The sequence below is a fragment of the Reyranella sp. genome (genome assembly GCF_004297265.1).
GTDB lineage: Bacteria > Pseudomonadota > Alphaproteobacteria > Reyranellales > Reyranellaceae > Reyranella.
The window spans coordinates 175,914-202,497 of sequence record NZ_SCUT01000003.1 but is presented as its reverse complement, the minus strand read 5'-3'; the positions used below and the strand labels follow the sequence as shown (position 1 = coordinate 202,497).

The following is a 26,584-nucleotide window of genomic DNA, read 5'->3' as shown; positions in this document are numbered from 1 at the left end:
CGATGTTGCCTCCGTCGTTATGGGCTGGGATTGACCTTGCGATGAACCTGGGTGGCGGCGTGCGACCGGACGGCCGGTTCGAGCGTGACGGCAAGGGCCAGCAGGTCGAGGTCACGACCCGGTGGTGCGATCAGGGAGAGGCCGATGGGGGCGCCGTCCAACGTAGATGCCGGTATGGTGATCTGCGGCAGGCCACTCAGGCCGGCGATGCAGGTGAGTCGCTGTGCCCGCTGGCGGAAGGCTTCGACGGCTTCACCCGTCGCATTCTTGAAGGGGGCCGGACCGGGCGCGGTCGGCAGCACGATCAGGCCGTCTTCCCCTACGAGCTCCCGCAGGCGCCGTCCGATCGCCGCACGTGCCGCATGGAGGGCCGACATGTCCTGGGTGGAGGCCTCGCGTGCGAAGGCGAAGCGCTCGGCGATCGCGGGGCCGAAGACCGGCTTTTCCCTCTCTATCCATGCGCCATGTACCGACCAGGTCTCGGCTGCGGACATCAGGCGGAACGAGGTGCGCCAAGCTTCCAGCCCATCGGGGGCGATCCGTACCGTCTTGCTCTCGCCGAAATGGCCGGACACCGCGTCGAAAGCCGGTGCAAGCGCCGCGAGGGCTGCAACATCCGTCTCGCCTTCGGCATCGAGGCCGCGCAGCAACCGCTTCAGTTTCGGCCGTCCGGCGGGCGTTGGCGGCAGCAGGATTCGCCCGATCGCGGCGAACAGCGCGGCGTCGCGCGCGAACCAGCCGAGCGTGTCCAGGCTGGGCATGAAGGGCACGATGCCCTGCAGCGACAGGATGCCGTGCGTCGTGCGGATGCCGTAGACGCCGCAGTAGCTTGCGGGAATGCGCACCGACCCACCGGAATCGGTGCCCAGGGTGAAGTCGCAAAGGCCGGCGGCGACGGCGGAGGCGGAGCCGCTCGACGAGCCGCCCGGTACCCGGGCAGGCGCCGCGGCATTGAGCGGCGTGCCGTAGTGGAAGTTGTCGCCGTTCAGGCTGTAGGCCAGCTCGTCGCTGATCGTCTTGCCGATCATGGTGGCGCCGGCGGCGAGCAGGGCCGTGACACAGGGCGCCGTCGCGGCCGCCGGCGCATGCGTCTCGAGCCATCGCGGATTGCCTGCACCCGTGACGTGGCCTTCTACGTCGATGAAGTCCTTCACGCCGAAGGTGAGGCCGGCGAGCGGGCCCTCTGCGGCGCCCGGCATGGCAAATCGCCCGTGAGGACAGAAGGCACCGGCCGTGTCGGGAAAATCCGCGCCACTCATTCGGCGGCTTGGGCGGCACTGCGCATCGGATAGTTTCGGCGCCGCGCTTCGGCGCGGTAGCGTACGGCCAGCCAGCGGTTGAACTGGCTCAGCGTCTCTTCGAGATAACTGAAGCGGCCGCGCGGCGAGAAGCGAGAATATTTGGCGCGCTGCATGGAAACATTGATCGCCGTGTCCTGCTCGCCGAGCTGGCGCGAGCCTTCCATCATGCGGGCGGCGCGGTCGCGGAAGTCGGGCAGCGCGACCGTGCTTTTGGGCATGCACCAGCCGCCGGCGGTGAACAGCCCGCCGCCGACCTTCAGGCTGGTCGGGCCCTGCGGGAAGATCAGCCCGTAGCACAGCATGTCGGGCATGAAGATGATGTTCATGTTGGGCGGCACCATCCCGAAGCCGACCCTGTTCCGCTGCTTGTCGCTCAGGCTCTCGATGATCGGGAAGGAGGCCGGCGCCGCCCAGCCCTTCTCGGTCAGGCTGCCGTCGCGCTCCAGGAACGGCACGTAGCGCACGATCACGTTGTCGTCGGGGCCGCGCCACGGATCGAACTCGGTGCCCGTGTTCGGCGCGAAGTCGTGGATGACCGGATGGACGAACTGCGTGTGGTACGGCTCGATGTAGTTCTCGAGCAGCATCTTCCAGTTCCACGGCACCGGCTTGGACGTCACCTCGGGCTCGATCGTAACCATGTTGTCGAGGTCGTAGCCCGCCATGTAGGGTTCGAGCTTGGTCATGGTCGGCGCGAGCGGCTTCGCCGCGGGATCGAAGTTAACGAAGATGAAGCCGTACCAAAGCTCGACCTTGATCTGCGGCAGCGACTCGTCGCGCTTCAGCTCGGCGAGGGTCGCGGTCCTGCCCATGTGCGGCGCGCCAATGAATTCGCCGGCAAGGCCGTAGGTCCAGCGATGATAGGGACAGGTGAAGGTGCGGGTGTTGCCCATGCACTCTTCCTTCAGTGCATGGCCGCGATGGCGGCACAGCGCCGACATGGCGCGGATCTCGCCGTCCGCGCCGCGCACGACGAGGATCGGTTCGTCGGCGAGCGTCACCGCCATGTAGTCGCCGGGCGCGGGAATCTGCTGGGCGCGGCCCACGCACAGCCACGAGCGCATGTAGACGGCGGCCATCTCGAATTCGTGGAAGGCCGGCGACATGTAGGCTTCGGGCGGCAGAACGCGCGCGCTTTCCACCGGCCCGTCGGAGGCGTCGAGTCCGTCGAGGACGGCGGCGATGTCGGGATGCGGCTGGGTCATTGCGGCGTTCTCCTCACCGGGACAGCGCGGCGAACGCGTCGGTGACGGCGGGAGAGTCGCAGACGAAGCCGTAGCACTTCTTCACGTTCCACACCGTCGCCTCGGTGCAGAAGTCGGGCGAGGTCGTCGCGCAGCAATCCTCGAGCAGGATGCAGCCGTAACCCAGGAAGTTGGCGTCGGTCAGAGTGCAGGCCACGCACTGGTCGGTGTTCACGCCGGCGAACAGCAGGGTGCGCATGCCGAGGTTCTTCAGGATGCTGTCGAGCGGCGTGTCCCAGAAACCGCTGATCCGATACTTGTCGACCTTGATGTCCTCGGGCTTCTGCTCGAGTTCGTCGACCACGGCCGCAGCCCACGAATCCTTTTCCAGGACCTTGGCGCCGGAGCCCGGTAGCGGCTCGCCGAGCCCGATGCCGGTGCCCGTGGGCTTGTAGAGGTGGATCTGGTTGGGCGGCATGTTGGCCAGGTCGGGCCGATTGCCCCAGTTCACCCAGACGACGGGAACGCCTGCGGCGCGAACGGCGGGCAAAAGCTTCTGCAGCGGCGCAATGGGCTTGCGGTCGGGCGTGTAGTCGACACCCAGATGATCGACCCAGCCGCCCTTGGCGCAGAAATCGTTCTGCATGTCGATGACGACAAGCGCCGTGCGATTGAGATCGAGCGTCACCGCCTGCGGCTCGGTCGCGATCGTCAGCCGGCGGGGCGGCAACCCCTCGGCCGACATGTCGACCAGGCCGGGGCTGGCCAGCCATCGATTGTTGGGCGAACGGCCGAGCGGCTGGAGGGTCTCGGCGGACTGTCTGGCGGTGGCTGACATTGACGCGCTCCATGCATCCGACGGCTCCATGGCCGCTGGCTTCATAGATGCATCAATTATGCCACTTTGAAATCACCAGGCGCGGCGAGGTCCCAAGGGCGAGGCGGCGCCGCCGGGCGCCGGTTCGGTGAGCTGGAACAGCTCGGCCATCAGCGGCCGCGTTACGAGCAAGTCCGCCAGGGTGTAGTCGTCGAGCACACGGAAGAACGCGTCGAGCGCCTTGCGCAGCGAGGTGCGCAGCAGGCATGCCGTCTCGATGCGGCAGCCGGGGCCGCCGGCCTCGAAGCAACCGACCAGGTCGAAATCGTTCTCGGTGTGCCGTACAACCTCGCCGACCACGATGTTTTCTGGCTTTTGCGCCAGTCGCAGCCCTCCGCCGTTACCGCGTGTCGCGGCAACGTAGCCGCCGCCGACCAGATGGTTGGCGACCTTCATCAGATGATTCTTGGAGACACCATAAACGTCCGCGATCTCGCTGATCGTCACGGTCTGGTCCGGTCGCGTGCCGAGATAGAGCAGCATGCGTAGAGCATAGTCCGTATGGAAGGTGAGGCGCATCGAGACTCCGCAAGGGATCAACGGCTTCTCCTAGCAAAGTCCCTGCCTAAGAAACATCCCACATGCTCATTTGGCGGTCTCTCGCTTGCACGCAGCTAGGACCGAAAGGGGGAGCGCGCCCTGGCAGATAAAACGGCGTGCCGCGAGCGGCGCGGGCTATTCCCGCCCGAATCCCTATACGGTACACTTCACACATGAAGAACGCCCTTCGCTTCCCCTCGCGATGGGCCGGCCGGATGCATACGCTGGGTACAATGGCGGTGCTGTCGGTCGCGCTCGGCGCCTGCAACACCGTCATGGGCGCCCGCGAAGGCACCATGGAATATCCCGGTTCCGCCGCCGGCCCCAATGCCGTTCCGGTCTATGTCGTGAAGGACAAGGACACGGTCGATGCCCTGTCCCGCCGCTACGGTGTGCCCTCGCAGACCATCATCGACCGCAACAACCTAAAGGCGCCCTATACGCTGAAGCCCGGACAGACGCTCGCCATGCCGGGCGCCCGCTTCGTGCAGGACAGCTACGGCGAGGCCACCAGCCAGCAGACCGCCGCCGCCAATCCCAACGCGCCCTCCTCGGTGAAGCGCGAAGGCCTGCCGCCGCCGCCCGGCACCAGCCAGGGCGAGGCGCCGCGCTCCGCCGCGCCGGCCGGCGAACCCACACCGCTCAGCAAGGCCTCGCAGTCGGTCACGGTACCGGCGACTCCCCCGCGCATGATCTGGCCGGTCCACGGCAAGGTCGTCTCGGGCTACGGCACGTCGGGCGGCCAGAAGAACGACGGCATCGACATCGCCGCCGCCAAGGGTACGCCCGTGAAGGCCGCCGACGGTGGCAGGGTCGTCTATGCCGGCGGCGAGGTCGCGCGGATGGGCAACCTGCTGCTGATCGAGCATCCCGGCGGCTACATCACGGCCTATGGCAACAACGAGTCGCTGGCGGTGAAGAAGGGCGACGTCGTCAAGAAGGGCCAGACCATTGCCAAGGTCGGCAATTCCGGCGGCACCGCAGAGCCGCAACTCCACTTCGAGGTCCGCCGCGGCGGCAAGACGGTCGACCCGACGACGGTGCTCGGCCCGCAGTGACGGGCCACGTTCGCCGTCCCGTGCGCGACCCCCTCACCTAACCTCTCCCCCTATCGGGGGCGAGGAACATGACTTTGAAACTCCTCTCCCCCGATAGGGGGAGAGGATGGGTGAGGGGGTTGCTCGAAGCCCTCGCCCCTAAACGATCTTGCCTACCATCTTGTACTCGCCCTTGCGGTCCTCGATTTCGAGGACCCAGAGATCGGGGTCGCGGGCGACCTGGCGGGCGATGTAGGCGTCGGCTTCGGGCTCGGTGACGGGCGAGGGACCCGTGCCGCGGCTCCACGCCGGTTCGTCGCCGAGCGTGCTGGTCTGGGTGAAGACGGTCACGCCGGCCTCGAAGCGGTTGATCTTCAGCAGCACGGTTCCGACATCGGGATCGCCGCGCCGCACGACGGCTGCCGGAATGAAGGCGCGGTCGCACAGGCGTATCTGCGCACTGACCCAGAGTCCCGTGGTGAGCCCCATTACCATGAGGCTTTCATGCAGGGTGCCGCCCGGCCCGTCAAACGCGGGCTTCGCCCTTGCCCCAACCCGGGCTTCGCCCTTGCCGAGGGAGACGGGTTCGGCCAATACAGCCCGCTCCCATGGCCGATCCGCCCCTCCTCGCGCTGAGCGACATCCGTTTCCATCTCGGCGACCAGACGATCCTGGCCGGTGTCGATCTCGGCATCGCGCCGGGCGAGCGCCTGTCGCTGGTCGGCCGCAACGGCGCGGGCAAGTCGACCCTGTTGCGCATCCTGGCCGGCGCGCCGATCGCCGATTCCGGCGAGCGCTTCGCCCAGCCCGGCGCCACCGTCGCTACCCTGCCGCAGGAGCCGGACTTCACCGGCCATGCCACGGTCGCCGACTATATCGCCTCGGCGCTCACCGATTCATTGGGACCGGACGACTACCGCGTCGCCGCCATCCTCGACGACATGAAGCTGGCCGGCGATCGCGATCCGACCACCCTGTCGGGCGGCGAGGCGCGCCGCGCGGCGCTCGCGCGCGTGCTGATCGCCGAGCCCGACGTCATGCTGCTCGACGAGCCGACCAACCATCTCGACCTGCCGACCATCGAGTGGCTGGAGGACAAGCTCTCCAAGTGGCGCGGTGCCTATGTACTGGTGAGCCACGACCGGCGCTTCCTCACCAACCTGACGCGCGCCGTGCTGTGGCTCGATCGCGGCATCGTGCGCCGCCTCGACAAAGGCTACGGCGAGTTCGAGGCCTGGTCGAACGACATCCTGGAGCGCGAGGCGACGGAGCGGCACAAGCTCGACCGGCTGATCGAGCGCGAGACCGAGTGGGCCGGCAAGTCGATCCGCGCCCGGCGCACGCGCAACGAGGGCCGCCTGCGCGCGCTCGCAGCTTTGCGCCAGCAGCGCAGCCAGCAGATCGGTCCCGTGGGCCGCGCCACCATCGAGGCCGGCAGCGCCGAGGCCTCGGGCGCGCTTGTCGTCACGGCGCGCAACATCACCAAGCGCTGGGGCGACAAGGTCATCGTCCAGGATTTCTCCACGCGCATCTTCCGCAAGAACCGCATCGGCCTGATCGGCCCCAACGGCGCCGGCAAGACGACCTTGCTCAAGATGCTGATGGGCGAGCTGGAGCCCGACAGCGGCACGGTGAAGCTCGGCGCCAACCTGATGCCGGTGGTGATCGACCAGCGCCGCATCGGCCTCGATCCCGACAAGACGCCGTGGGACACGCTGGCCGACCGCAACGACCATGTGCTGGTGCGCGGCCATCTCACCCATGTGATGACGTATCTGCGCGAATATCTGTTCCGCGACGAGCAGGCGCGCCAGCCGGTGCGCACCCTGTCGGGCGGCGAGCGCAACCGCCTGCTGCTGGCCAAGGCGCTGGCCGCGCCCTCGAACATGATCGTGCTCGACGAGCCGACCAACGACCTCGACGCCGACACGCTCGACCTGCTGCAGGAAGCGCTCGACGATTACGACGGCACCGTCCTGCTGGTGAGCCACGACCGCGATTTCCTCGACCGGCTGGTCACCTCGACCATCGTGCTCGAAGGCGACGGCACGGCGGTCGAATATGCCGGCGGCTACAGCGACTACGTGGCCCAGTGCGGCCCCCGCCCCGAGCCTGCGTCCGCCGCGCCGTCCCGCGTGAAGGACAAGGCGCCCGCTGCGCCGAAGCCGGTCGGGCCGGCCAAGGCCCGCCTCGGCTACAAGCGCGAACGCGCCCTGGTCGAGCTGCCGAAGAAGATCGAGGCCCTGCAGGCCGAGGTCGCGACGCTCCAACAGGCGCTGGCCGATCCCGACCTCTACCGCCGCGATCCCAAGGGTTTCCAGGCCAGGACCACCCGAATCGGCGCCGCCCAGGCCGAAATCGAGGCCGCCGAGACGGAATGGCTGGAACTCGAGATGCTGCGCGAGGAATTGGGCGTCTAGAGCTGTGAAATAGCTCCCCGAAGCGCGGGAACTTTTTTTTCGATTCGTTGATTTCGCTTATTTCGTTTATTGCGGTTGTGCGCCCTGATTCTTCTTGCGCGCATAGTGCGCAGAGATCATCAGCGCGGTCGCGACCGTCACTTTCTTGCCCGTCGGGATGTGCAGGAATTCGTTCGGTCCGTGCGCATTGGAATGCGGGCCGAGCACGCCGGTGATCACGAACTGCGTCCGGGGGAACTTGTCGCCCAGCATGCCCATGAAGGGGATCGTGCCGCCTTCGCCCATGTAGGCGACGGGCTGGCCGAAGGCTTCCTGCGAGGCCTCGTTCACGGCCTTTTCCAGCCACGGCGCCAGCGGCGGCGCGTGCCAGCCGCTCTGGCCGCCTTCGCCGGCATCGAACTCGACGGTCGCGCCATAGGGCGGATCGGACTCCAGCGCCTTCTTCATGGCCTTCACGGCCTCCTTGGCGTCGAGCGTCGGCGGCGTGCGCACGCTGATCTTGGCCTCGGTGTAGGGCAGCAGCACGTTGCCGGCATCGACCGGCTCGGGATAGCCCGCCATGCCGACGGTCGCGAGCTGCGGCCGCCAGGTCCGGTTCAGCACCATCTGGCCGAGATCCTCGACCATCGGCTTGGTCGTGCCGGCAAAGGGGAACTTGCGATAGACCTCGTCGCCCAGCACGCGCGCCGCCTCCGAGGCCTGCGCGATTCGCTGCGGCGGGATCTGCACGAACAGCTCCGGCAGCTTCATCTCGCCGGTCGCCTCGTCCTCGAGCCGCGTCAGCAGCGCGCGCGTGATGCGGAAGGAGGAGGGCACGATCCCCGACGCGTCGCCCGAATGCACGCCCTCGTTCAGAACGCGCACCTTGAGCGTGCCGGCGGCGATGCCGCGCAGCGAGGTGGTGAGCCACATCCGGTCCCAGTCGCCGCAGCCCGAATCGAGGCAGACCACCAGCGACGGATCGCCGATCCGGTCGAGCAGGTGGTCGACGTAGAAGGGCAGGTCATAGCTGCCGGACTCCTCGCAGCCCTCGATCATGATGACGCAGCGGGCGCGCGGCACCTTCTGCGCCTGCAACGCCAGCAGCGCCGCGAAGCAGGCATAGATCGCATAGCCGTCGTCGGCGCCGCCGCGGCCGTAGAGCTTGTCGTCCTTGCGCACCGGGATCCACGGCCCCATGCCCTCGGCCCAGCCCTTCATCTCCGGCTGCTTGTCGAGATGGCCGTAGAGCAGGACGGTGTCGCCGTTGTCGTCACCCCCATCGGTACCGGGGATCTCGATGAAGATCAGCGGCGTGCGGCCGGGCAGCCGCACGACCTCCATGGTCGCGCCCGCGAAGGCCGCCACATGCGGCCGCGCCCAGTCGGTCATCAGCGTGACCGCCTGCTCCATGTAGCCGTTCTCCTTCCACTTCGGGTCGAACGACGGCGACTTGTTGGGGATGCGGATATATTCGGTGAGCGACGGCAGGATCTGGTCGTCCCAGAAGCTGCCGATGAAGGTCTTGAGCTGGTCGGGGTTCATAGGGGGAGTGTAGCGCTGACGAGCGGCAGCTGTAAGTACGTAGCAACGCCCATAGGATCGAATCCCTCCCGTACCGTCAGTGCAATAGGCAGATCACCTCAAGGTTGCAAAGGGTCCTTGAAGGTGTCCCGGCGGACCGTCATCATCGGCTTAGGGAGAGGTCTTCAGATGGAATTCACGCACTTTCGAGTGACGAACTATCGCAACATAATCGATTCCGGTGAAATCGAGGTCGGTAAGGTCACCTCCTTTGTGGGCCAAAATGAAGCTGGTAAGAGCAACTTGTTCGACGCTCTCTGCCGCATCAATCCTTTCGACGAGAGCGATTCATATAATATTGATGAGGACTGGCCTGTAGACGACTGGGGTGGAAAAAACGCAACCTCTCCGGTCTGTGAGGCTGTTTTTGTTCTTGCGGCGGCCGAGCGCGCGGAGCTTTACGCCTTTGCTGGAATTCCCCAGCCTGCGCCTACTGCGTCGGATCCAACTGAAGCTGCTGCCCAAGAAAGTGAAGCTTCACTTCCGCCGCCACCTCCGCCAATTGCACCTAAAGTACCAAACGCTATCAAAATTGTTGCAAAACGCACCTACACCGGCCCGACGACATTTGAGATCGGCGGGATCCAAGCTCGCGATCTAGATTTGACTAAAGCCGCGGAGTGGATCAGGGCCAAACTTCCCAAGTTTGTTTATGTTCACGACTACGAACTGAGCGGTGCGCAAATCGAATTACCGGCATTGGCCGAACGAGTGCAACAGGTTCAATGGCATCAGCTGACCAACGAAGAGCAGACCATCAAGATCATTCTCGATCTAGCCAATATCAAGCTCGATGATTTCATTGCAAAAGGGGCAACGCCTGAAGGAAGAACGGTTCGGGCTTTCGATAAGCGCCAAGCTTCGGCATACCTATCGAAACAATTCCGAGATCTGTGGCGTCAGAAGAAAGTCGAGTTCGATATCGACGTTGATGGTCCAACGCTGAACATCTTCGCTCGGGATGACGCCGTTGATATGCCAGTTCGCCTTATGCGGCGCTCCAGTGGATTCCGCTGGCATGTTTCTTTCGCGTGGAAATTTACGCACGCTAGCCGAGGGCACTACAAGAATTGCATTCTTCTACTGGAAGAGCCGGGAATCCACCTGCACTATTCTGGTCAGCGCGATCTTCTTGAGGTTTTTGATCGATTGTCTGCTGACAATGTTATTCTGTTTACGACGCATCTTGCGTCGATGGTCGATCTTGGAAATCCAGAGCGCGTTAGAATTGTTGAATCGAAAGACAACCACAGTGTTGTGAAGAAGGGCGTCGTTAGTAGTCAGCGTGCACCCGCTGCGGTGATCGAAATTGCTCTCGGTCTAACTGGAGAGTTGAGCGGCCTCTTGGGATCTCGGCAGACACTCATCGTCGAAGGAGGTGATGATGCGCTGGTGCTGCGCAAGCTATCCAGCCTGCTAGCAATAGCCAAAAAAACTCATCTTTCTGAGCGGATTTACTTGTGGCCAGCTCATGGTGCACCAAACACACCTATGTACGCTGCAGTCGCCGCCGGCAACGGCTGGGATGCCGGTGTTCTCTTGGATACAGATCCTGAAGGCGAACTGGCACGAAACAAAATCAGAGACATGGTGCTGAAGGAGCTAGCCGAAGAAAGTCGTGCCAAATTCCGTGTGTTGATGCTGGGAGAATCGGCTGGCATCGGCAAGGTGAATGCTGCAATCGAAGATTTGTTTGATGATGAGTTTTACATTGACTGTGTAAACGCGACGTTCGGCCTCGCCATGAAAGAAGTGGATTTGCCGGTAGACGGCTCCGATATGATCACCAAGCGTATTGAACGATTCCTAGTGAAGAACCACGGCCACAAGAAACTCGACAGGCGCCGGGTGATGCGTGAAGTTCTTCGCCGATTTGATACTTGGAAGAAAATTGGAGATTTGCCAGTTGGAACGGCGGACCGCGCTGAAAAGCTCTTCAATAGAATCAATACTGTATTTGCCGTGTCGGACGTGCCTGAGGTAGCGTGAACCTTAAAACTAGAAGGGCGTGCGGCGTGGGAGGTTGTAGCGGCTTCACTACGTGAACAGAGACTGAGCAACGGGCTTACGCGCACTATCTGAAAAGAAGCTACAATGCTCTCCTATTTGCCGTATTTTTTCCAGATGACGGTATCAAGTTCCGCAATATTCTTTGCGGGATGATCTGGATTCTCTCTCAACGAGAAACGAAGCTTCTTTGCCAAATCAATATATTTGACTCCTTCTGTCGCGCTTCTAGGAGCGCGAAACTTCATGGCTCTAAGATACTGTACGATGGGATAATTTAAGACCGGATATTCGCTCGGAAAGCGAAGGCAAAGCATCTCAGACAGAAACGCCTTGCGAGAGGGGACGCCCTTCTTACCGAGCCTATCGATTTCTCTGATCACGACATCGTCCCGATCAGAGGAAGTCGCTTCTACTATCCTCAGAAAGCTTTTCGAAAGCGTTCGGAAGTTACTATTGGCACCTTTCCGCTCCCAGCCGGCGCCCTGCAAACGGTCGCCTATTTCTGAACTCCAAAATGACGGCAGGCGTTGATAAAAATCGGCGTTGCTAATCTCTCCTTCAGCGCATTGCCGAAAGAGAGACAAAAGACCATTCCGCTGCTTCGCATATACTGTAAGTTGGCGGCGCCGTCGGTTGATTAGTTTGACCATGCCGGCTGGGCGCGGCAATGGGAACCCAATTGTGGGCTGTACCCTGGCTCTTGGTCCAGTCGACCTCCCAGGCGAGGGGCGCGCTTCATGATATCGTGCAAGCCAATCTTCTGAAACTGGCACACAGCTAGATTCAATGCGTGCAATCCATTGCTCGACAGCGTCAAACGCATTCGAGTTGATTTCGCAATAGCCGTTTGCTTCATGATTGGTCGAAAACGCTGCACGCGTAAGGTTGGATGAGCCAACAATCGCGAAAGCTCGGTTGCTGGCTTCTCGCCAAAATATTGCTTTGGGGTGAAAGCCGGCTATTCCGTCCGCAACGAGGAATTCCCCCTTTCTTGAATTCGGGAGCCACTTCAATACGTCCACACACGCGCTCTTCCGGGTAACGCCAAAGTCCTTACCGACGATAATGCGAAACTTGTCGCAGTTTGGGCCTAGCTTCAGAGATTTATTCCATTCTGTCAGGTAAGCACTCACGACGAATAGCGTGGTCGCCTGGGCGAATGCTCGCCTGTAGTTGGAAGAGAGTGCAGAATCGCTACCACTAGGATGCAAGACCAAATCCATGGCGTTCCCCGAGAATTTTCTCGCTGAGACACTACAAACTGAACGAGCCTGGCGCGACATCGATTGCTATGTTGCCACTCAGAAGCACTGGAGTAGGCGTTGCCGACTACTTCGCGTCAGTTGGGTATGACTCGATAAAGGGCGAGCAAATATAAAACTCAACTCTGAGCGGCGGCGGCCCTTTTCTCTTGTTCAGCGGGTGCCTTTGTTTCTTCGTAAGCCGCCTCTTCCTCTTTGGGCTTCCCGACCTCGTCTTCAGCACGCTTCCCTGTCTCGTCTTCTACAGGAGCCCTTGCTTCTTCCGCCGGCTCTTCTTTCTCCGCCTCCTCGGCCTCCTCGGCCTCGTCTGCAGAGGGTTTCTCCACGTCGTCCTCGGGTGGCCTCTCGGCCTCGGCCTTCGGAGGCTCCATCGGCTCGACATTGGCAGGATCGAACCACGACGCGGCGCGGTCGAACGCGGCCACGAGGGCGGCGGCTTCGGTCGGATCGACGAGGGTTTCGAAGCCGTGGAGTATGTTGTTGCGGACGCGGCGCAGCGTATCGAGCTGGCGCAGCCGGTCCTTCGACAGGTTGAAGCGCGGCTCCTCGAACAGGCTTTCGAGCGGGACGGTCCGGTCGTCGGCCATGTGGGCGTGACGCTTGACCTCGCGTTCGAAGTTCACCGCGGCGTTCAGCACCGCCTGGTAGGGCATCTTGAGGTCGAGCAGCTGCTTGGGCGCCAGCGCTTCGACGGGCGTCCGCTTGCTCGGTGAATGGGCGAGATTGCGGAAGAGCGGGCGCTGGCCGTCTTCCGGTTTCTCCGGTTCGAGCTCCGGCAGGGCGCCCTGCTCTTTCAGCTCCTCAATGCCGACGCGGATGCTGACGAAATCGTTGGCGGGTTTCGGAGGCGCAGGTGGAGGTGGTGGCGGGGCAGGTGCCGGGGCCGGCTCGGCGACGGTTTTGACGGCCGGCTCGACGATTGGCTCGACCGTTGGCGTGGCGATGAGCGCGGGCGCGGGCTCCGGTTCCTTGACCTTCTCCGGAACTTTCTCAGGCGCGGGCAGCTTGAGCGGCTCCGGCGCGGGAGCAGGCACGGCTTGCGGGGCGGGCTGCGGCTCGCCCCCGGCCGACCGCGCCGCGCGCAGCACCAGCCCCTGCGCGGCCAGGATGCAGAAGAACGCCACGCCGCCCGCCGTCACGCCGTCGAGCGGCATCTGCTTGGCCTGGGCCACGATCGTGCCGTAGGCCACGCCGCCGGCCAGCGGCAGCACCAGCTCTTTCAGCACGCGTAGCGCGATTGGCGTACTGCCAGCCTTCTTCTCGTCCATTGACCCCAATCCATTCGGTCCAGCCCCCGCGCGGCCGGACAAAGCCGGCGCCGTACTAACAAACCTCGCGAGTTGACGCCAACCGACCCGTCCGCTACCCCCACGCCACCCCGAAGGACCCCCAAAAAGTGCCCGATTCCGCCGCTCTTCCCGCTTCCGACGCCCGTCTGGCCGGCCATCCCGCCGGGCTGCGGCGCACGTTTGCGATCATCTCGCATCCCGACGCCGGCAAGACGACGCTGACGGAAAAGCTGCTGCTGTTCGGCGGCGCCATCCATGTCGCCGGTGCCGTGAAGGCGCGCGGCGAGGCGCGGCGGGCGCGCTCGGACTGGATGAAGATCGAGCAGCAGCGCGGCATCTCGGTCACCACCTCGGTGATGCACTTCGAATATGGCGGCGCCGTCTTCAACCTGCTCGACACGCCGGGCCACGAAGACTTCAGCGAAGACACCTACCGCACGCTGACCGCCGTCGATTCGGCGGTGATGGTGATCGACGCCGCCAAGGGCATCGAGGCGCGCACGCGCAAACTGTTCGAGATCTGCCGCCTGCGCGACGTGCCGATCATCACCTTCATCAACAAGATGGACCGCGAGTCCAAGGATCCGATCGAGCTGCTGGACGAGGTCGCCTCGACCCTGGCGCTCGACGTCTCGCCCATGACCTGGCCGACCGGCTCGGGCCAGAACTTCAAGGGCACCTACGATCTCGCCAACAACCGCATGCTGGTGTTCGACAACACCGACCGGAGCCGCATCGGCGAGGTGATCGAGAACTACCAGATCGCCGATTCCAACTTCGCGGAAGAGGTCGAACTGGTGCGCGCGGGCTATCCGGCGTTCGATCTCGAAAGCTATCGCGCCGGGCATCTCTCGCCGGTGTTCTTCGGCTCGGCCTACAACAATTTCGGCGTGAAGGAACTGCTGGACGCGATCGCCGCCTGGGCGCCGCCGCCGCGGCCGCAGCCCGCCGAGCCGCGGCCGATCGAGCCGACCGAGCCCAAGGTCTCGGGCTTCGTGTTCAAGGTCCAGGCCAACATGGACCCCAACCATCGCGACCGCATCGCCTTCCTGCGCCTGTGCAGCGGCAAGTTCCGCCGCGGCATGAAGCTGACGCAGATGGGCACGTCGAAGGTTCTGTCGGTCAACTCGCCGATCCTGTTCTTCGCCCGCGAGCGCGAGATCGTCGACGAAGCCTGGCCCGGCGACATCATCGGCATTCCCAATCACGGCGTGCTGCGGGTCGGCGACACGCTGACCGAGGGCGAGGCGCTGAAGATCACCGGCATCCCGAACTTCGCGCCGGAAATCCTGCGCCGCGTGCGGCTGGAGGATCCGATGAAGTCCAAGCAGCTCAGGCGCGCGCTGGAGGATCTGGCGGAGGAGGGCGTGACGCAGGTGTTCCGCCGGGTCATCGGCGGCGACCATATCGTGGGCGTGGTCGGCGAACTGCAGCTCGACGTGCTGAAGACCAGGGTCGAAGCCGAGTACAATGTCCATATCGATCTCGAGCCCGCGCCGTTCGAGACCGCACGCTGGATCTCGGCCGAGACCAAGGCCGACCTGGAGGAGTTCATGTCCGCCAACCGCGGCGGCATGTCCGAGGACCGCGACGGCTCGCCGGTGTTCCTCGCCCGCAACGCCTGGGAGCTGGGCTACATCGCCGAGAAGAGCCCGAAGGTGAAGTTCAGCGATATTCGGGAACGTTCTTAGCGTCTTATATCAGTCTTCCAAAAGGCACCTCACCCTGAGGAGCGCTCCGCAGGAGCGTGTCTCGAAGGGTGGGAACGAGCACCGCGTCTGTTGCCCATCCTTCGAGACGGCCGCTGGGCGGCCTCCTCAGGATGAGGTTGTGGGTGAAGCCGAAGCGGAAAGACTCTGCGCATTTCGCTGCCCTCAGAATAGCCGCACGCCCGTAACGCATGGCTCCGGGCTTTCCGGGCCCGGTCTTGTGTGGAAGTCTTACCGTCCCATTACAGAACAGCGGGACGGGCCATGCACGACATCGTCATCCGGGGCGGCACCATCGTCGACGGCACGGGCGCGCCGGCGTTCCAGGGCGACGTTGCGATCGACGGCGACAGGATCGTCCAGGTCGGCGGCAAGGCGGGTCCCGGAAGGCGCGAGGTCAAGGCCGAGGGCCGGCTGGTCACGCCGGGCTGGGTCGACGTCCATACCCATTACGACGGCCAGGCCACCTGGGATCCCGTGCTGGCGCCGTCCTCCTGGCATGGCGCCACGACCCTCGTGTTCGGCAATTGCGGCGTCGGCTTCGCGCCGGTGCGAGCTGAGCACCAGACGGCGCTGATCGAGATGATGGAAGGGGTCGAGGACATTCCCGGCATCACCCTGACCGAAGGCCTGAAGTGGGACTGGGAGAGCTTCCCGGAACATCTCGACGCGCTGGAGCGCCTGCCGCGCACCATCGATATCGGCGCCCAGGTCGCCCACCATCCGCTGCGCGTCTATGCGATGGGCGAGCGCGCCATCAAGCGCGAGATGGCGACCGCCGAGGACATCGAGCTGATGGCGCGACTCACCGAGGAGGCGCTGAAGGCTGGCGCCGTCGGCTTCACCACCAGCCGCACCGACCAGCACAAGACCCTGGCCGGCGACCTGGTGCCCGGCCGCTATGCCGAGCATGAGGAGCTGATCGCGATTGGCAAGGCGATGGGCCGGGCCGGCGTGGGCACCTTCGGCTTCCTGTCCGACTTCGACGACGAGAAGGCGGAATGGAACTGGGTCCGCCAGGTCGCCCGGGAGAGCGGCCGGCCGGTCTGGTTCCTGCTGACCGACCGCAGCTACGATCCGCAGCGCTACAAGCGCCTGATGGACGGCGTGCGCGCCGCGCGCGCCGACAACCTGCCGCTCTATGCCCAGGTCGCGGGACGTCCGGTCGGTCTTACACTTGGCCTCAACACGTCGCTCAATCCGTTCGGCCTGCGCGAGGGCTACGCGGAGCTCGCCCACCTGCCGCCAGCCGAGATGCTGGCGAAGCTGCGCACGCCGGAGGTGCGCCGCCTGATCCTGTCGCAGGAAGCCTCGCCGCGCCTGCTCGAAGTGCTGCCGCCGCTGTCGCGCCAGATCGCGACGCGCTGGGACCGCATGTATCCGCTGGGCGACAGACCGGACTACGAGCCCGCGCCGGAGCGCAGCATCGAGGCGCTGGCCAAGGAAGCCGGCGTGACGCCGCAGGAATATTGCTACGACTACCTGGTCGGGGCCGAGAACCGCATGGTCTATTTCCCCGTCACCAACTACGTGCATGGCGATCTCGAGGTCGTGCGCGAGCTGATCGAGGACCCGCACACCATCCTCGGCCTGTCCGACGGCGGCGCGCATTGCGGCGTGATCTGCGATGCCTCGCTCAACACCTCGATGCTGCAGCACTGGGTGCGTGATCGCACGCGCGGGCCCCGCCTCGGCCTCGAATTCGTGGTCAAGCGCATGACCAGCAGCACCGCCGACTTCTACGGCTTCGCGGATCGCGGCCGCCTGCAGGTGGGCAAGAAGGCGGACGTCAACGTCATCGACTTCGACGGCCTCAACCTGCACAGCCCGAAGATGATCTTCGACCTGCCGGCCGGCGGCCGCCGCCTGGTCCAGAGCGTCGACGGCTATGACATGACCATCTGCTCCGGCACGCCGATCTTCGAGAAGGGCGTCGAGACCGGCGCGCGTCCGGGCAAACTGGTCCGCTCGACGGCCTGAGTCGGAACCCCTCTGTCATCCCGAGCGAAGCGAAGGATCTATCGCTCGCCAGGGAGTGCTTTGGTCGATCCGCTAGGTCCTTCGCTGGCGCTCAGGACGACAGAGCTTTTCTTACCTCTTCGGCGACCAGCCGTAGGCCTTGGCGCAGGCGCCGCCCATCAGCATGGCGCGTTCGCTGTCGCTGAGCGTCTTGGTCTCCAGGAACGGCTTCACGGCGTTCTCGTAGTTCACGACGGCGAAGGCGCGCGTCCAGTCGGTGCCCCAGAGGCAGCGCTCGAAGCCCCAGGCGTCGAACACGCGCTTCAGCGGATCCCAGATGTCGGGGAACGGGTAGGGCTCCTTCGACAGCGTGCAGGCGCCGCTCACCTTGATCACGGCGTTCGGGCGTTTGGCGAGGTCGAGGATCTTCGGCAGGTCGGCCCACGGTTCGGCCGGCGCCGGCGGGACACGCGGCTGCAGGATGCCGAGATGGTCGACGATGAACCGCGTGTTGGGATGGCGGTCGATGATCTTGATGCCGTCGTCGACCCTGCCCCAGAAGAGGAAGTTGAGCGGCAGGTCGTAGTCCACGGCGGCCTTGCAGATGCGGTCGAAGCCGGGATGGTCGGGCGCGCGTTTCTCCTCCTCGCGAAGGAAGATGCGGATGCCGACGGCGCCCTTCGTCTCCTTCCACTTCGCGACCACGTCGGCGACGTTGGCGTCGTCCGGGTCGACCGGCTTCACGATGGCCATGCGGCCGGGATGCTGGCGCGCCACTTCTTCCGCGTAGCTGCCGTCGTAGCGATACATCGAGAAGGACGAGATGAAGATCGCGCCGTCGACGCCGACCTTGTCCATCGCTTCGACCATCTCGTCGCCCGTCACGTGAGGCGGCCAGTTCGGAACCGTCGCCCAAGGCCGCTTCGGCGTGTTGGCTTCGTACGCGTGGACCTGCGAATCGATGATCGGCATGGCGTCTCCTCTCTCTTTTCATGTTCCTCTCCCCCTAGCGGGGGGAGAGGTTAGGTGAGGGGGCGAGTAGAGGCGTTCGTGCGCAACCCCCTCACCCAGCCTCTCCCCCTATCGGGGGAGAGGAGCTTGAACGTTACTTCTTCTTCCGTTCCGTCACAGGCACGGTGACTTCATCGGTGCGCAGCTTCTCCAGCTCGCCGGCGCCGAGGCCCAGCAATTCGCCCAGCACCGCATCCGTATGCTGCCCCAGGGTCGGCGCCGGGCGCTTGATCTCGGACTTGCCGCCGGTGTGGAGGCGGATGGGCGAGATCGGCACGCGGGTCTTGCCGCGGCGCGGATGGTCGACATCGACCCAGAAGCCGCGGGCCTCGAGGTGCGGGTCGTAGGCGACCTCGCGCGCGGTCTTCACCGGGGCGCAGGGCACACGTGCCTCTGTGAGTGCGGCCAGCACTTCGTCCTTGGATTTGGGCAACGTCCAGGCGCCGACCATGTCGTCGATCGTTGCCATGTTCTTCGCGCGGCCCGGCGTCGTCATGAACTCGGGATTGGTCAGCAGGTCCTGGCGGCCCAGCATCTCGCACATCGATACCCAGTGCCGCTCGGCCGAGGTGAAGATCGCGACATAGCCGTCGCGGCAGCGATAGGTGTTGTAGGGCGCCATGGCCAGCGCCGGGTGCCGGTTGCCGGTGCGGTCCGGCACGTTCTTGTCGCCGTCCATCACCGCGCCCAGCGCCGAGGCGATCGAGATCGCGCCGGCCTCGTGCATGGCGACCTCGACGCGCTGGCCCTTGCCCGTGCGCTCGCGCTGGACGAGCGCGCCCAGGATGCCGGCGCAGAGATGGATGCCGGCCAGGAAGTCGCACACGGCGGCGCCGGCCTTGGTCGGCGGCCCGTCGGCATCGCCGGTGGCGTTGGTGATGCCGCTCATCGCCTGGATGGTGACGTCCATCGCGGCGAGGTCGCGATAGGGACCGTCGAGGCCGAAGCCCGAACTGCCGCCATAGACCAGCCGCGGGTTCAGCTTGCTCAGCACCTCGTAGCCGAGGCCGAGGCGCTCCATGACGCCCGCGGCGAAATTCTCGATCAGCACGTCGGCCTTCTCGACCAGCGCGAGGAACAGCTCCCGGCCGCGCGGCTGCTTGAAGTCGAGGACGACCGATTCCTTGTTGGAGTTCAGCATGACCAGCGGCCAGGGCTCGACCTCGCGCTTGCGGCGGCGCACCACGTCGCCCTCCGGCGGCTCGATCTTGAGCACGCGCGCGCCCATGAAGGCGAGCTGCAGGCCGCAATAGGGGCCGTTGTAGATCTGCCCGAGATCGAGGACGAGCATCCCGTCGAGTGGCCGTCGAATCGGGGTAGGGATGGTCATGGGGGCGTTTTCTCCGATGCGCTGGGGAGACTGTATCGCGATCCGGCGGCGCGGGGAGGGCGGAGTGCATTCCCGGTCCGTTGTGCGAGCGGAAAAGGCGCTTTAGGTTCCCGGCCATGAGCAGCATTAACCGAATCGACGTCGGTCCGCGCATGAGCGAGGCCGTCACTTTGGGCAACCGCATTTATTGCTCGGGCATGATCCCCGAGGATACGAGCCTCGACATCACCGGCCAGGTCCGGCAGGCGCTGGCCGAGATCGACTCCCTGCTGGCCAAGGGCGGCAGCGACAAGTCGAAGATCCTGACGGCCACGATCTGGCTGAGCGATATCTCCGATTTTGCCGCCATGAACAGAGTTTGGGACGCCTGGGTCGTGCCCGGCCACACGCCGGCCCGCGCCACCGTCGAGGCGCGGCTGAACGACCCGGACATGAAGGTCGAAATCATGGTCGTCGCGGCAATCTAGCCTCTGCTAAGGTCCCGCCCGTTTTTCAGTTTCCAGAGGAGAGAGAATATGAGCATCAAGCGCATCAACGTCGGCGCCCGCATGAGCAGCGCCGTGGTCCATGGCGACACGGTCTATCTCGCCGGCCTGACCGCCGACGACGCCAAGGCCGATGTGAAGGGCCAGACCAAGCAGATCCTCGACAAGGTCGACAAGTTCCTGGCCGAGGCCGGCACGGACAAGTCGAAGGTGCTCTCGGCCAACATCTGGCTGACCGACATCTCGACCTGGAGCCAGATGAACGAAGTCTGGGACGCTTGGGTCTCCCCCGGCAACACCCCGGCCCGCGCGACCGTCGAAGCCAAGCTCGCGGCTCCCGGCCTCTCGGTCGAGATCATGATCCAGGCCGCCAAGTAAGGCGCGTCTGTTTCGAGAAGAAGGGCCGGCATCCGCCGGCCCTTTGCTTTTTGGGGCGCCGGCCTTGACCCGGCGCGCGGGCGCGGGCTCCTATCCGTCCGAACTCTGGGGAGAGGGTAGATGGTGGTGAAGAGCGTGCTCGCGGGCCTGTGCCTCGCGGGATTGTCGTCGATGGCGATGGCGCAGGGCGACCCGCAGCCTTACGGCAAGGGCTTCGACAGCTGGAATTTCTCGCGCGTGAAGGAAGCGAGCGGCGTCACGAACTGCCGGGCCTTCCGCCGCGTCGGCGGCCGCGACGACATCATGGCGATGCGCACCGACGGCTATTCCTATCTCAGCGTCCGCGCCGAAGGCCGCAACGGTAAGTTCCCCAAGTCCATCGTCGTTCCCCTGCGCGAACCGGCGAACGGCATGCAATGGGACATCACGATCGCGGCCGATGGGAAGCGCATGTGGGTCGCCCTGCCACCGGCGGCGATCGAGATCATCGCCGCCAAGGGCGGCTACAGCATGCTGCTGGGCGGCAGCGAGGACCGCGACGACGTCAACCTCGGCAAGAGCGCCCCCGCCGCCTGGAAACGCGTCAAGGAATGCGTCGTCGCCTCGGGCGGGTGATCAGGGCGTCGCGGCTGCAATTCAAAGGTCCCTCGCTGCGCTCGGGATGACATCTCTTGCTGAATCGGCGCACTGCGCCACTGCGCGAAGATTGTCATCCCGAGCGCAGCGAGGGACCTTTCGCTTTTCTGCCTTAAGGCGGCGATCCGCAGCTAATTGATCGGTCCGATGATCTTGCCCGGGTTCATGATGTTGTCCGGGTCGATCGCCTTCTTGATCGCGCGCATCAGCGACATCGCCTCGCCGTGCTCCTTGTACAGATACTTGATCTTGCCGATGCCGACGCCGTGCTCGCCGGTGCAGGTGCCGCCGAGGTTCTGGGCCCGCGCCACCATGCGGTCGTTCAATGCCTCGGCCCTGGGCAGGTAAGTCGGGTCGTTCGGATCGACCATCATCGTGAGGTGGAAATTGCCGTCGCCGACATGGCCGACGATGGGCGCGTAGAGGCCGTTGGCCTGGATGTCCTTCTGCGTCTCGAGGATGCATTCGGCCAGGCGGCTGATCGGTACGCAGACGTCGGTCGCCCACATGCCCCAGCCCGGCTTGTAGGCCTTGGCGGCCCAGGCGGCATCATGGCGGGCCTGCCACATCTTGCTGCGCTCCTCGGCCTGGTTGGTCCAGGCGAAGTCGCCGCCGCCATGCTCCGCGGCGATGGCCTGCACCATCTCGGCCTGTTCCTTGGTGCCGGCCTCGGTGCCGTGGAATTCCAGCAGCAGCAGGTTCTTCTGCGGCAGCGAGAGCTTGGAATACTGGTTCACCGTGTCGACGGTGTAGGTGTCCATCAGCTCGATGCGCGCCACCGGAATGCCGGACTGGATGGTCTGGATCACGGTGTTGACCGCGCCCTCGAGGCTGTCGAAGGCGCAGGTCGCGGCGACCATCGATTCCGGCGTGCCGTAGAGGCGGAGCGTGATCTCGGTGATGACGCCCAGCGTCCCCTCGGAGCCCACGAACAGCTTCACGAGGTCGTAGCCCGCGCTCGACTTCCGCGAGCGGCGGCCGAGCTGCATGATCCGCCCGTCCGGAGTCACGACCTGCAGCGACAGCACGTTCTCGCGCATCGTGCCGTAGCGCACCGCGTTGGTGCCGGAGGCGCGGGTGCTGGTCATGCCGCCGATCGAGGCGTCGGCGCCGGGGTCGATGGGGAAGAAGAGACCGGTCGCGCGCAGGTACTCGTTCAGCTGCTTGCGGGTGACGCCAGGCTGCACGACCACGTCGAGGTCGGCCTCGTTGACCTGCAGCACCTTGTTCATGCGGCTGACGTCGAGCGAGATACCGCCGTTGGGCGCGCTGATATGGCCTTCCAGCGAGGTGCCGGTGCCGAACGGGATGATCGGCGTCTTGTGGCGGGCGCAGAGCTGGACGATCTGCTGCACTTCCTCGGTCGATTCGGCGAAGACCACCGCGTCGGGCAGGTGCGCTTCGTGATACGAAATGTCCTTGCCGTGCTGTTCGCGCACGGCATGCGCGGTGCTGACCCGGTCGCCGAAAAGCGCCTTCAGCTCGGCGATCGTGGCATCGACGTTGAGGGGTCTCGCCTGGGCCGCTACAGCCATGTTCGTTCTCCTAGCGTAAGCCGTTTGGATACGCTCAAATGCGGGCAAAGCCAACCTGAGGAAACCGCCCCATGCGCGACGTCTACGTGATCGGCGCCTACACCACCGTCTTCAAGAAGCACCCCGGCCTGAGCTTCGGCGACCTGGCCCGTGAGGCCTATCTCGGCACCCTGGCCGACGCCGGCATGGACAAGGGGACCGACATCGAGACCGGCTGGCTGGGCAATTGCGGCATGGGCTTCTGGGGCCAGAACTCGATCCGCGGCCAGGCGCTGTTCCAGCCGCTGGTCGAGGAGGGGCTGTTCCCGGCGCGGGTGCCGATGTTCAACGTCGAGAATGCCTGCGCCACCGCCTCCACCGCCTTCATGGGCGCCTGGAAGGACGTGCTGGCCGGCACCCACGAACTCACCTTCTGTCTGGGCGTCGAGAAGCTGTTCAGCCCGGAGGCGCCCGAGCGGACGGCCGGTCTGTTCAACCAGGGCTACATCACCAGCCAGCACGACCGGCTGGTCGAGGAGATGGACCGGGTCGGCAAGATGGTCGGCTCCGAGTTCAAGCCGGGCGATGACCGCACGATCTTCATGGATACCTACGCCATGCAGGCCAAGTGGCACATGTGGAAGTACGGCACCACCCAGGCCCAGATCGCGGCCGGCGCCGCCAAGAACCATAATTACGGCGCGCTGAACGAGAAGGCGCAGTACCGCTTCCAGATGACGCCGCAGTCGGTGCTGGAGGACCGTCCCGTGTCCTTCCCGCTGACCCGCGCCATGTGCGCGCCGATCGGCGACGGGGCGGCTGCGGCCTTGTTGTGCTCGGCGGAGTATCTTGCGAAGCAGCCGAAGGACGTGCAGGACCGTGCCGTGAAGATCGCAGGTGTCGGTTTCTCCGGCGGCATGTACCGCAACCTCGACGAGCCCGGCCTGACGCGCGCGGCCGCCGACAAGGCCTACAGGATGGCCGGGCTGGGGCCCGAGGATATCGACGTCGCCGAAGTCCACGACGCCACCAGCTTCTGCGAGATCTACCAGTGCGAGATGCTGCGCTTCTGCCCCGAGGGCGAGGGCGGCAGGTTCGTCGAGTCGGGTGCCACCGGCCCCGGCGGCAGGCTGCCGGTCAACACCTCGGGCGGCCTCGTCTCCAAGGGCCATCCGGTCGGCGCCACCGGCCTGTCGATGCTGGCCGAACTCGCCACGCAGCTGCGCGGCGAGGCCGGCGCGCGTCAGGTGGAAGGGGCGAAGGTCGCGCTGGCCGAAAATGGCGGCGGCGTGATCGGCATGGAAGAGGCCGTGGCCTCGGTCGTGATTCTCAGGAAAGAGTAGAGGAAAGACATGACAATCCGCTTCGACAATCGCGTCGCCATCGTCACCGGCGCGGGCAATGGGCTCGGCCGCGCGCACGCCCTGCTGCTGGCCAGCCGCGGCGCCAAGGTGGTGGTGAACGATCCGGGTGGCGCGGTCGACGGCAAGGGTGGTGGTCACGCCGCCGCCGACAAGGTGGTCGACGAGATCAAGGCGGCCGGCGGCATCGCCGTCGCCAACTACGATTCCGTCGCCGAGGCCGCGACGGCCGCCAACATCGTGAAGACCGCCGTCGATGCCTTCGGCACGGTCGACATCGTGGTGAACAATGCCGGTGTCCTGCGCGACAAGACCTTCCACAACATGACGACCGAGGATTTCGAGTTCGTCGTGAAGGTCCACTTCCTCGGCACCGCCTACGTGACACACGCCGCCTGGCCGATCATGCGCGCCAAGGCCTATGGCCGGGTTGTCGTGACCTCGTCGAATTCGGGCATCTACGGCACCTTCGGTCAGTCGAACTACGGCGGCGCCAAGCTCGCCGTCGTGGGCTTCATGAACGCGCTCAGGCTCGAGGGCCAGAAGTACAACATCATGATGAATGCCCTGGCGCCGATCGCCGCCACGCGCATGACCGAGAGCCTGATGACGCCCGAGGCACTGGCGAAGCTGAAGCCCGAGTTCGTCTCGCCGATGGTCGCCTATCTGTGCAGCGAGCAGTGCCAGCGCACCGGCGACATCTGGAGCGCCGGCGCCGGCACCTTCGCCCGCATCGAGTATCGCGAGGCCGCGGGGCTGCGCATCGATGGCCGCGCGCCGACCATCGAGGACGTGGCCGACAATATCGAGAAAATCGCCGATGTCTCGGCCAACCGCGTCTTCCGCACCTCCGGCGAGGAAGTCGCCGCCGTCGTGAGCGGCTCCTGAGCGGCGAGACGTCTCCCGTGACCGCACCGGCAGCGGATCGGCTGCTGCCGGTCGCGAAGTGGCTGTTGCGGGAGGGCCGGCTCGTCCGGAGGCCGGACGCCTTCATCGGGCAGTTGATGAACCGCGTGCTCGAAGCCGGCGTGCCGATCTGGCGCATGTATGTCGCCTTGCAGCTCGTTCATCCGCAGCTCCAGGCGATGGGCTACCTGTGGCGGCGCGGCGAGCGTGTGGAATCGATTGCACGCGCCTATGGCGTGCAGTTCACGCAGGCCTATATCGGCAGTCCGATCCAGGAAGTGCGCGAAGGCGGCGCGCCGGTGCGTTACCGACTCGACCGGCTGACCGAGAAGAATCACGAGGTACTGCACGAGGTGAGGAGCGGTGGCGGCACCGACTACTACTCGCTGCCGATGCATATCCGCCGCGACGGGCCGATGCCGGTCGTGGCCTTCGCGACTGATCGCAAGGGCGGCTTCAGCGACGCCGACATCGACGACCTGACGCGGCTGGTCGACATGATGGGCGCGGTGACCGAGATGCACATCGAGGAGAGCGTCGCCCAGACAGTCGCCCAGACCTATCTCGGGCGTCAGGTGGGCGAGCGCATCCTGCACGGCATGATCCGGCGCGGCGATGGCGAGGAGATCCGGGCGGTTCTGTGGTTCTCCGACCTGCGCGACTTCACCGGCCTCAACGAGCGCCTGCCGCCGGACCAGGTACTCGAGCTGCTGAACAACTACTTCCAGCTGGTGGGTGACGCGCTGGCCAAACATGGCGGCGAGATCCTGAAGTTCATCGGCGACGGCGTGATGGCCTATTTCCCGGCCGAGGACGCGCTGTTCATGCCCATGGTGACGGCGGCCGCGCTCGACGCCACGCGCCAGCTGATCGCCGATGCCGAGGCCGCCAACGAGGCCCGTGCCACGGGCGGCGCCGAGCCCATCAGGTTCGGCATCGGGCTGCATGTCGGCACGGTCACCTTCGGCAACATCGGCACCGAGGACCGGCTCGACTTCACCGTCATCGGCTCCGCCGTCAACCGCGCGTCGCGGCTCGAGGGCCTGACGAAGGCCCTCGGCGTCCGCGTCTGCGCCTCCGCCGAATTCAACGCCGATTGCCCGCGCCCGATGAAGTCGCTCGGCAAACACCGCCTGCGCGGCGTCCGCGAACCGGTCGAGATCTTCACGCTGCCGGATTGAATTGCTTCCCCATTCAGATGGGGAAGTGCCCCGTCTTTCGGGGCGATGGGGTCATGGGCGTTGCAGCGATATGACCCCTCCGACGGTGCAAGGCACCGCCGCCTCCCCATTTGAATGGGGAGGAAAGTGAAGAAAATCAGACCTTCGTCTTCCAGCCTTCGATCCAGGTGAGGGCCTCCTCGTCGGGCAAAGGCTGTTCGGAGGCGTCGATTTCGAGGCGGTCGCCGACCCGCCTGGCGCCGCAAAGCTCCAGGGCCTGGTCGACCTTCTTGCCGCCGCCGCAGAACGTGTCCTGGTAGGTCATGTCGCCCAGCGCGATGACGCCGTAGCGGTGGCCCGACAGGTCGGGCTTGTCGCGCTGCAGCGCCTCGACCAGCGGCAGGATGTTGGTCGGGATGTCGCCCGAGCCGTGGGTCGCGCAGACGACCAGGAGCACGTCGTGCGCCTGCAGGTCGGCGGCGGTCGCGGCCTTGTCGGTGACGTCGACGGCATGTCCGGCACTCGCCAGCACGGGCTGCAGCGCGTCGGCCACCATCTGGGCATTGCCCGACTCGGTGCCGACCAGGATCAGGATCGTGGCCATATCTCCCGGATAAGGCAGCGAATGCCGCGATGCGACGCGACCGGATGG

At 65.1% G+C, this 26,584-nt stretch carries 23 protein-coding genes; 11 read left to right on the top strand and 12 right to left on the bottom strand.

Features of this window, described 5'->3' with window-relative positions; translation table 11 throughout:
- Nucleotides 1-17: 17 nt before the first annotated feature.
- From EPO41_RS01255 to EPO41_RS01240, 4 genes are all read right to left on the bottom strand, one after another.
- Nucleotides 18-1,259, bottom strand: coding sequence for an amidase (locus EPO41_RS01255; RefSeq protein WP_296319390.1), 1,242 nt, complete (start codon nucleotides 1,257-1,259; stop codon nucleotides 18-20).
- On the bottom strand, nucleotides 1,256-2,506 hold the full coding sequence (locus EPO41_RS01250) for an SRPBCC family protein (RefSeq protein ID WP_296319387.1): 1,251 nt from the start codon (nucleotides 2,504-2,506) through the stop codon (nucleotides 1,256-1,258). Before EPO41_RS01250 ends, EPO41_RS01255 begins: the two co-directional genes overlap by 4 nt.
- A 13-nt stretch (nucleotides 2,507-2,519) precedes the next feature.
- Nucleotides 2,520-3,323 (bottom strand): cysteine hydrolase family protein, encoded by an 804-nt coding sequence (locus EPO41_RS01245; protein ID WP_296319385.1) that lies wholly within the window; start codon nucleotides 3,321-3,323, stop codon nucleotides 2,520-2,522.
- A 72-nt stretch (nucleotides 3,324-3,395) separates the two neighbouring features.
- Complete coding sequence (locus tag EPO41_RS01240; RefSeq protein WP_296319383.1) at nucleotides 3,396-3,881, bottom strand: Rrf2 family transcriptional regulator; 486 nt, start codon at nucleotides 3,879-3,881, stop codon at nucleotides 3,396-3,398.
- A 194-nt stretch (nucleotides 3,882-4,075) separates the two neighbouring features.
- On the opposite strand from EPO41_RS01240, the gene EPO41_RS01235 reads away from it, so the two are divergent.
- A complete protein-coding gene (locus EPO41_RS01235; protein ID WP_296319381.1) occupies nucleotides 4,076-4,960 on the top strand; it encodes a M23 family metallopeptidase in 885 nt (294 codons plus the stop codon).
- 138 nt (nucleotides 4,961-5,098) lie between these two features.
- On the opposite strand, the gene EPO41_RS01230 is transcribed toward EPO41_RS01235, so the two are convergent.
- Nucleotides 5,099-5,533, bottom strand: a complete 435-nt coding sequence (locus EPO41_RS01230) for a DUF1491 family protein (protein ID WP_296319378.1) — start codon at nucleotides 5,531-5,533, stop codon at nucleotides 5,099-5,101.
- A 14-nt stretch (nucleotides 5,534-5,547) separates the two neighbouring features.
- Here EPO41_RS01230 and EPO41_RS01225 point away from each other — a divergent pair, with 14 nt between their 5' ends.
- Nucleotides 5,548-7,359 (top strand): ATP-binding cassette domain-containing protein, encoded by a 1,812-nt coding sequence (locus EPO41_RS01225; protein WP_296319376.1) that lies wholly within the window; start codon nucleotides 5,548-5,550, stop codon nucleotides 7,357-7,359.
- 66 nt (nucleotides 7,360-7,425) lie between these two features.
- Here the strand turns inward: EPO41_RS01225 and EPO41_RS01220 are convergent, their stop codons facing one another.
- The gene (locus tag EPO41_RS01220; RefSeq protein ID WP_296319374.1) at nucleotides 7,426-8,883 is read right to left on the bottom strand and encodes a M20 family metallopeptidase; all 1,458 of its coding nucleotides are present in this window, start codon (nucleotides 8,881-8,883) and stop codon (nucleotides 7,426-7,428) included.
- A gap of 168 nt (nucleotides 8,884-9,051) precedes the next feature.
- On the opposite strand from EPO41_RS01220, the gene EPO41_RS01215 reads away from it, so the two are divergent.
- Nucleotides 9,052-10,911 (top strand): AAA family ATPase, encoded by a 1,860-nt coding sequence (locus EPO41_RS01215; protein ID WP_296319372.1) that lies wholly within the window; start codon nucleotides 9,052-9,054, stop codon nucleotides 10,909-10,911.
- 113 nt (nucleotides 10,912-11,024) lie between these two features.
- Here EPO41_RS01215 and EPO41_RS01210 read toward each other — a convergent pair whose 3' ends face one another.
- Both EPO41_RS01210 and EPO41_RS01205 read right to left on the bottom strand, forming a co-directional pair.
- Complete coding sequence (locus EPO41_RS01210) at nucleotides 11,025-12,155, bottom strand: phospholipase D family protein (protein ID WP_296319370.1); 1,131 nt, start codon at nucleotides 12,153-12,155, stop codon at nucleotides 11,025-11,027.
- A gap of 158 nt (nucleotides 12,156-12,313) precedes the next feature.
- On the bottom strand, nucleotides 12,314-13,462 hold the full coding sequence (locus EPO41_RS01205) for a hypothetical protein (RefSeq protein WP_296319368.1): 1,149 nt from the start codon (nucleotides 13,460-13,462) through the stop codon (nucleotides 12,314-12,316).
- Between the two features lie 167 nt (nucleotides 13,463-13,629).
- Between EPO41_RS01205 and EPO41_RS01200 the strand changes: the two genes are divergently transcribed.
- Together EPO41_RS01200 and EPO41_RS01195 are read left to right on the top strand one after the other, a co-directional pair.
- Nucleotides 13,630-15,174, top strand: a complete 1,545-nt coding sequence (locus EPO41_RS01200; protein ID WP_296319551.1) for a peptide chain release factor 3 — start codon at nucleotides 13,630-13,632, stop codon at nucleotides 15,172-15,174.
- A 282-nt stretch (nucleotides 15,175-15,456) separates the two neighbouring features.
- Nucleotides 15,457-17,172 carry an amidohydrolase family protein gene (locus EPO41_RS01195; protein WP_296319367.1) on the top strand — a complete coding sequence of 572 codons (1,716 nt, stop codon included), beginning with the start codon at nucleotides 15,457-15,459 and terminating at the stop codon, nucleotides 17,170-17,172.
- A 111-nt stretch (nucleotides 17,173-17,283) separates the two neighbouring features.
- On the opposite strand, the gene EPO41_RS01190 is transcribed toward EPO41_RS01195, so the two are convergent.
- Nucleotides 17,284-18,123, bottom strand: a complete 840-nt coding sequence (locus EPO41_RS01190) for an amidohydrolase family protein (protein ID WP_296319365.1) — start codon at nucleotides 18,121-18,123, stop codon at nucleotides 17,284-17,286.
- 133 nt (nucleotides 18,124-18,256) lie between these two features.
- Complete coding sequence (locus EPO41_RS01185) at nucleotides 18,257-19,492, bottom strand: CoA transferase (RefSeq protein ID WP_296319363.1); 1,236 nt, start codon at nucleotides 19,490-19,492, stop codon at nucleotides 18,257-18,259.
- A gap of 116 nt (nucleotides 19,493-19,608) precedes the next feature.
- Here EPO41_RS01185 and EPO41_RS01180 point away from each other — a divergent pair, with 116 nt between their 5' ends.
- The 3 genes from EPO41_RS01180 (at nucleotide 19,609) to EPO41_RS01170 (ending at nucleotide 20,970) form a co-directional block, all read left to right on the top strand.
- Entirely contained in the window at nucleotides 19,609-19,959 is a 351-nt protein-coding gene (locus EPO41_RS01180; protein WP_296319362.1) for a RidA family protein, read from the top strand.
- Between the two features lie 48 nt (nucleotides 19,960-20,007).
- Nucleotides 20,008-20,355 (top strand): RidA family protein, encoded by a 348-nt coding sequence (locus EPO41_RS01175; RefSeq protein WP_296319360.1) that lies wholly within the window; start codon nucleotides 20,008-20,010, stop codon nucleotides 20,353-20,355.
- A gap of 120 nt (nucleotides 20,356-20,475) precedes the next feature.
- Complete coding sequence (locus EPO41_RS01170; RefSeq protein WP_296319358.1) at nucleotides 20,476-20,970, top strand: hypothetical protein; 495 nt, start codon at nucleotides 20,476-20,478, stop codon at nucleotides 20,968-20,970.
- Between the two features lie 152 nt (nucleotides 20,971-21,122).
- Here the strand turns inward: EPO41_RS01170 and EPO41_RS01165 are convergent, their stop codons facing one another.
- On the bottom strand, nucleotides 21,123-22,526 hold the full coding sequence (locus EPO41_RS01165; RefSeq protein ID WP_296319357.1) for an FAD-linked oxidase C-terminal domain-containing protein: 1,404 nt from the start codon (nucleotides 22,524-22,526) through the stop codon (nucleotides 21,123-21,125).
- Nucleotides 22,527-22,597: 71 nt separating this feature from the next.
- Between EPO41_RS01165 and EPO41_RS01160 the strand changes: the two genes are divergently transcribed.
- The 3 genes from EPO41_RS01160 to EPO41_RS01150 are packed head-to-tail and all read left to right on the top strand — an operon-like array spanning nucleotide 22,598 to nucleotide 25,953.
- Complete coding sequence (locus tag EPO41_RS01160; RefSeq protein ID WP_296319354.1) at nucleotides 22,598-23,848, top strand: thiolase family protein; 1,251 nt, start codon at nucleotides 22,598-22,600, stop codon at nucleotides 23,846-23,848.
- A 9-nt stretch (nucleotides 23,849-23,857) separates the two neighbouring features.
- Entirely contained in the window at nucleotides 23,858-24,754 is an 897-nt protein-coding gene (locus EPO41_RS01155; RefSeq protein ID WP_296319352.1) for an SDR family NAD(P)-dependent oxidoreductase, read from the top strand.
- A gap of 17 nt (nucleotides 24,755-24,771) precedes the next feature.
- The gene (locus EPO41_RS01150; protein ID WP_296319350.1) at nucleotides 24,772-25,953 is read left to right on the top strand and encodes an adenylate/guanylate cyclase domain-containing protein; all 1,182 of its coding nucleotides are present in this window, start codon (nucleotides 24,772-24,774) and stop codon (nucleotides 25,951-25,953) included.
- A gap of 136 nt (nucleotides 25,954-26,089) precedes the next feature.
- On the opposite strand, the gene EPO41_RS01145 is transcribed toward EPO41_RS01150, so the two are convergent.
- On the bottom strand, nucleotides 26,090-26,536 hold the full coding sequence (locus tag EPO41_RS01145) for a flavodoxin domain-containing protein (protein ID WP_296319348.1): 447 nt from the start codon (nucleotides 26,534-26,536) through the stop codon (nucleotides 26,090-26,092).
- Between the last annotated feature and the right edge of the window lie 48 nt (nucleotides 26,537-26,584).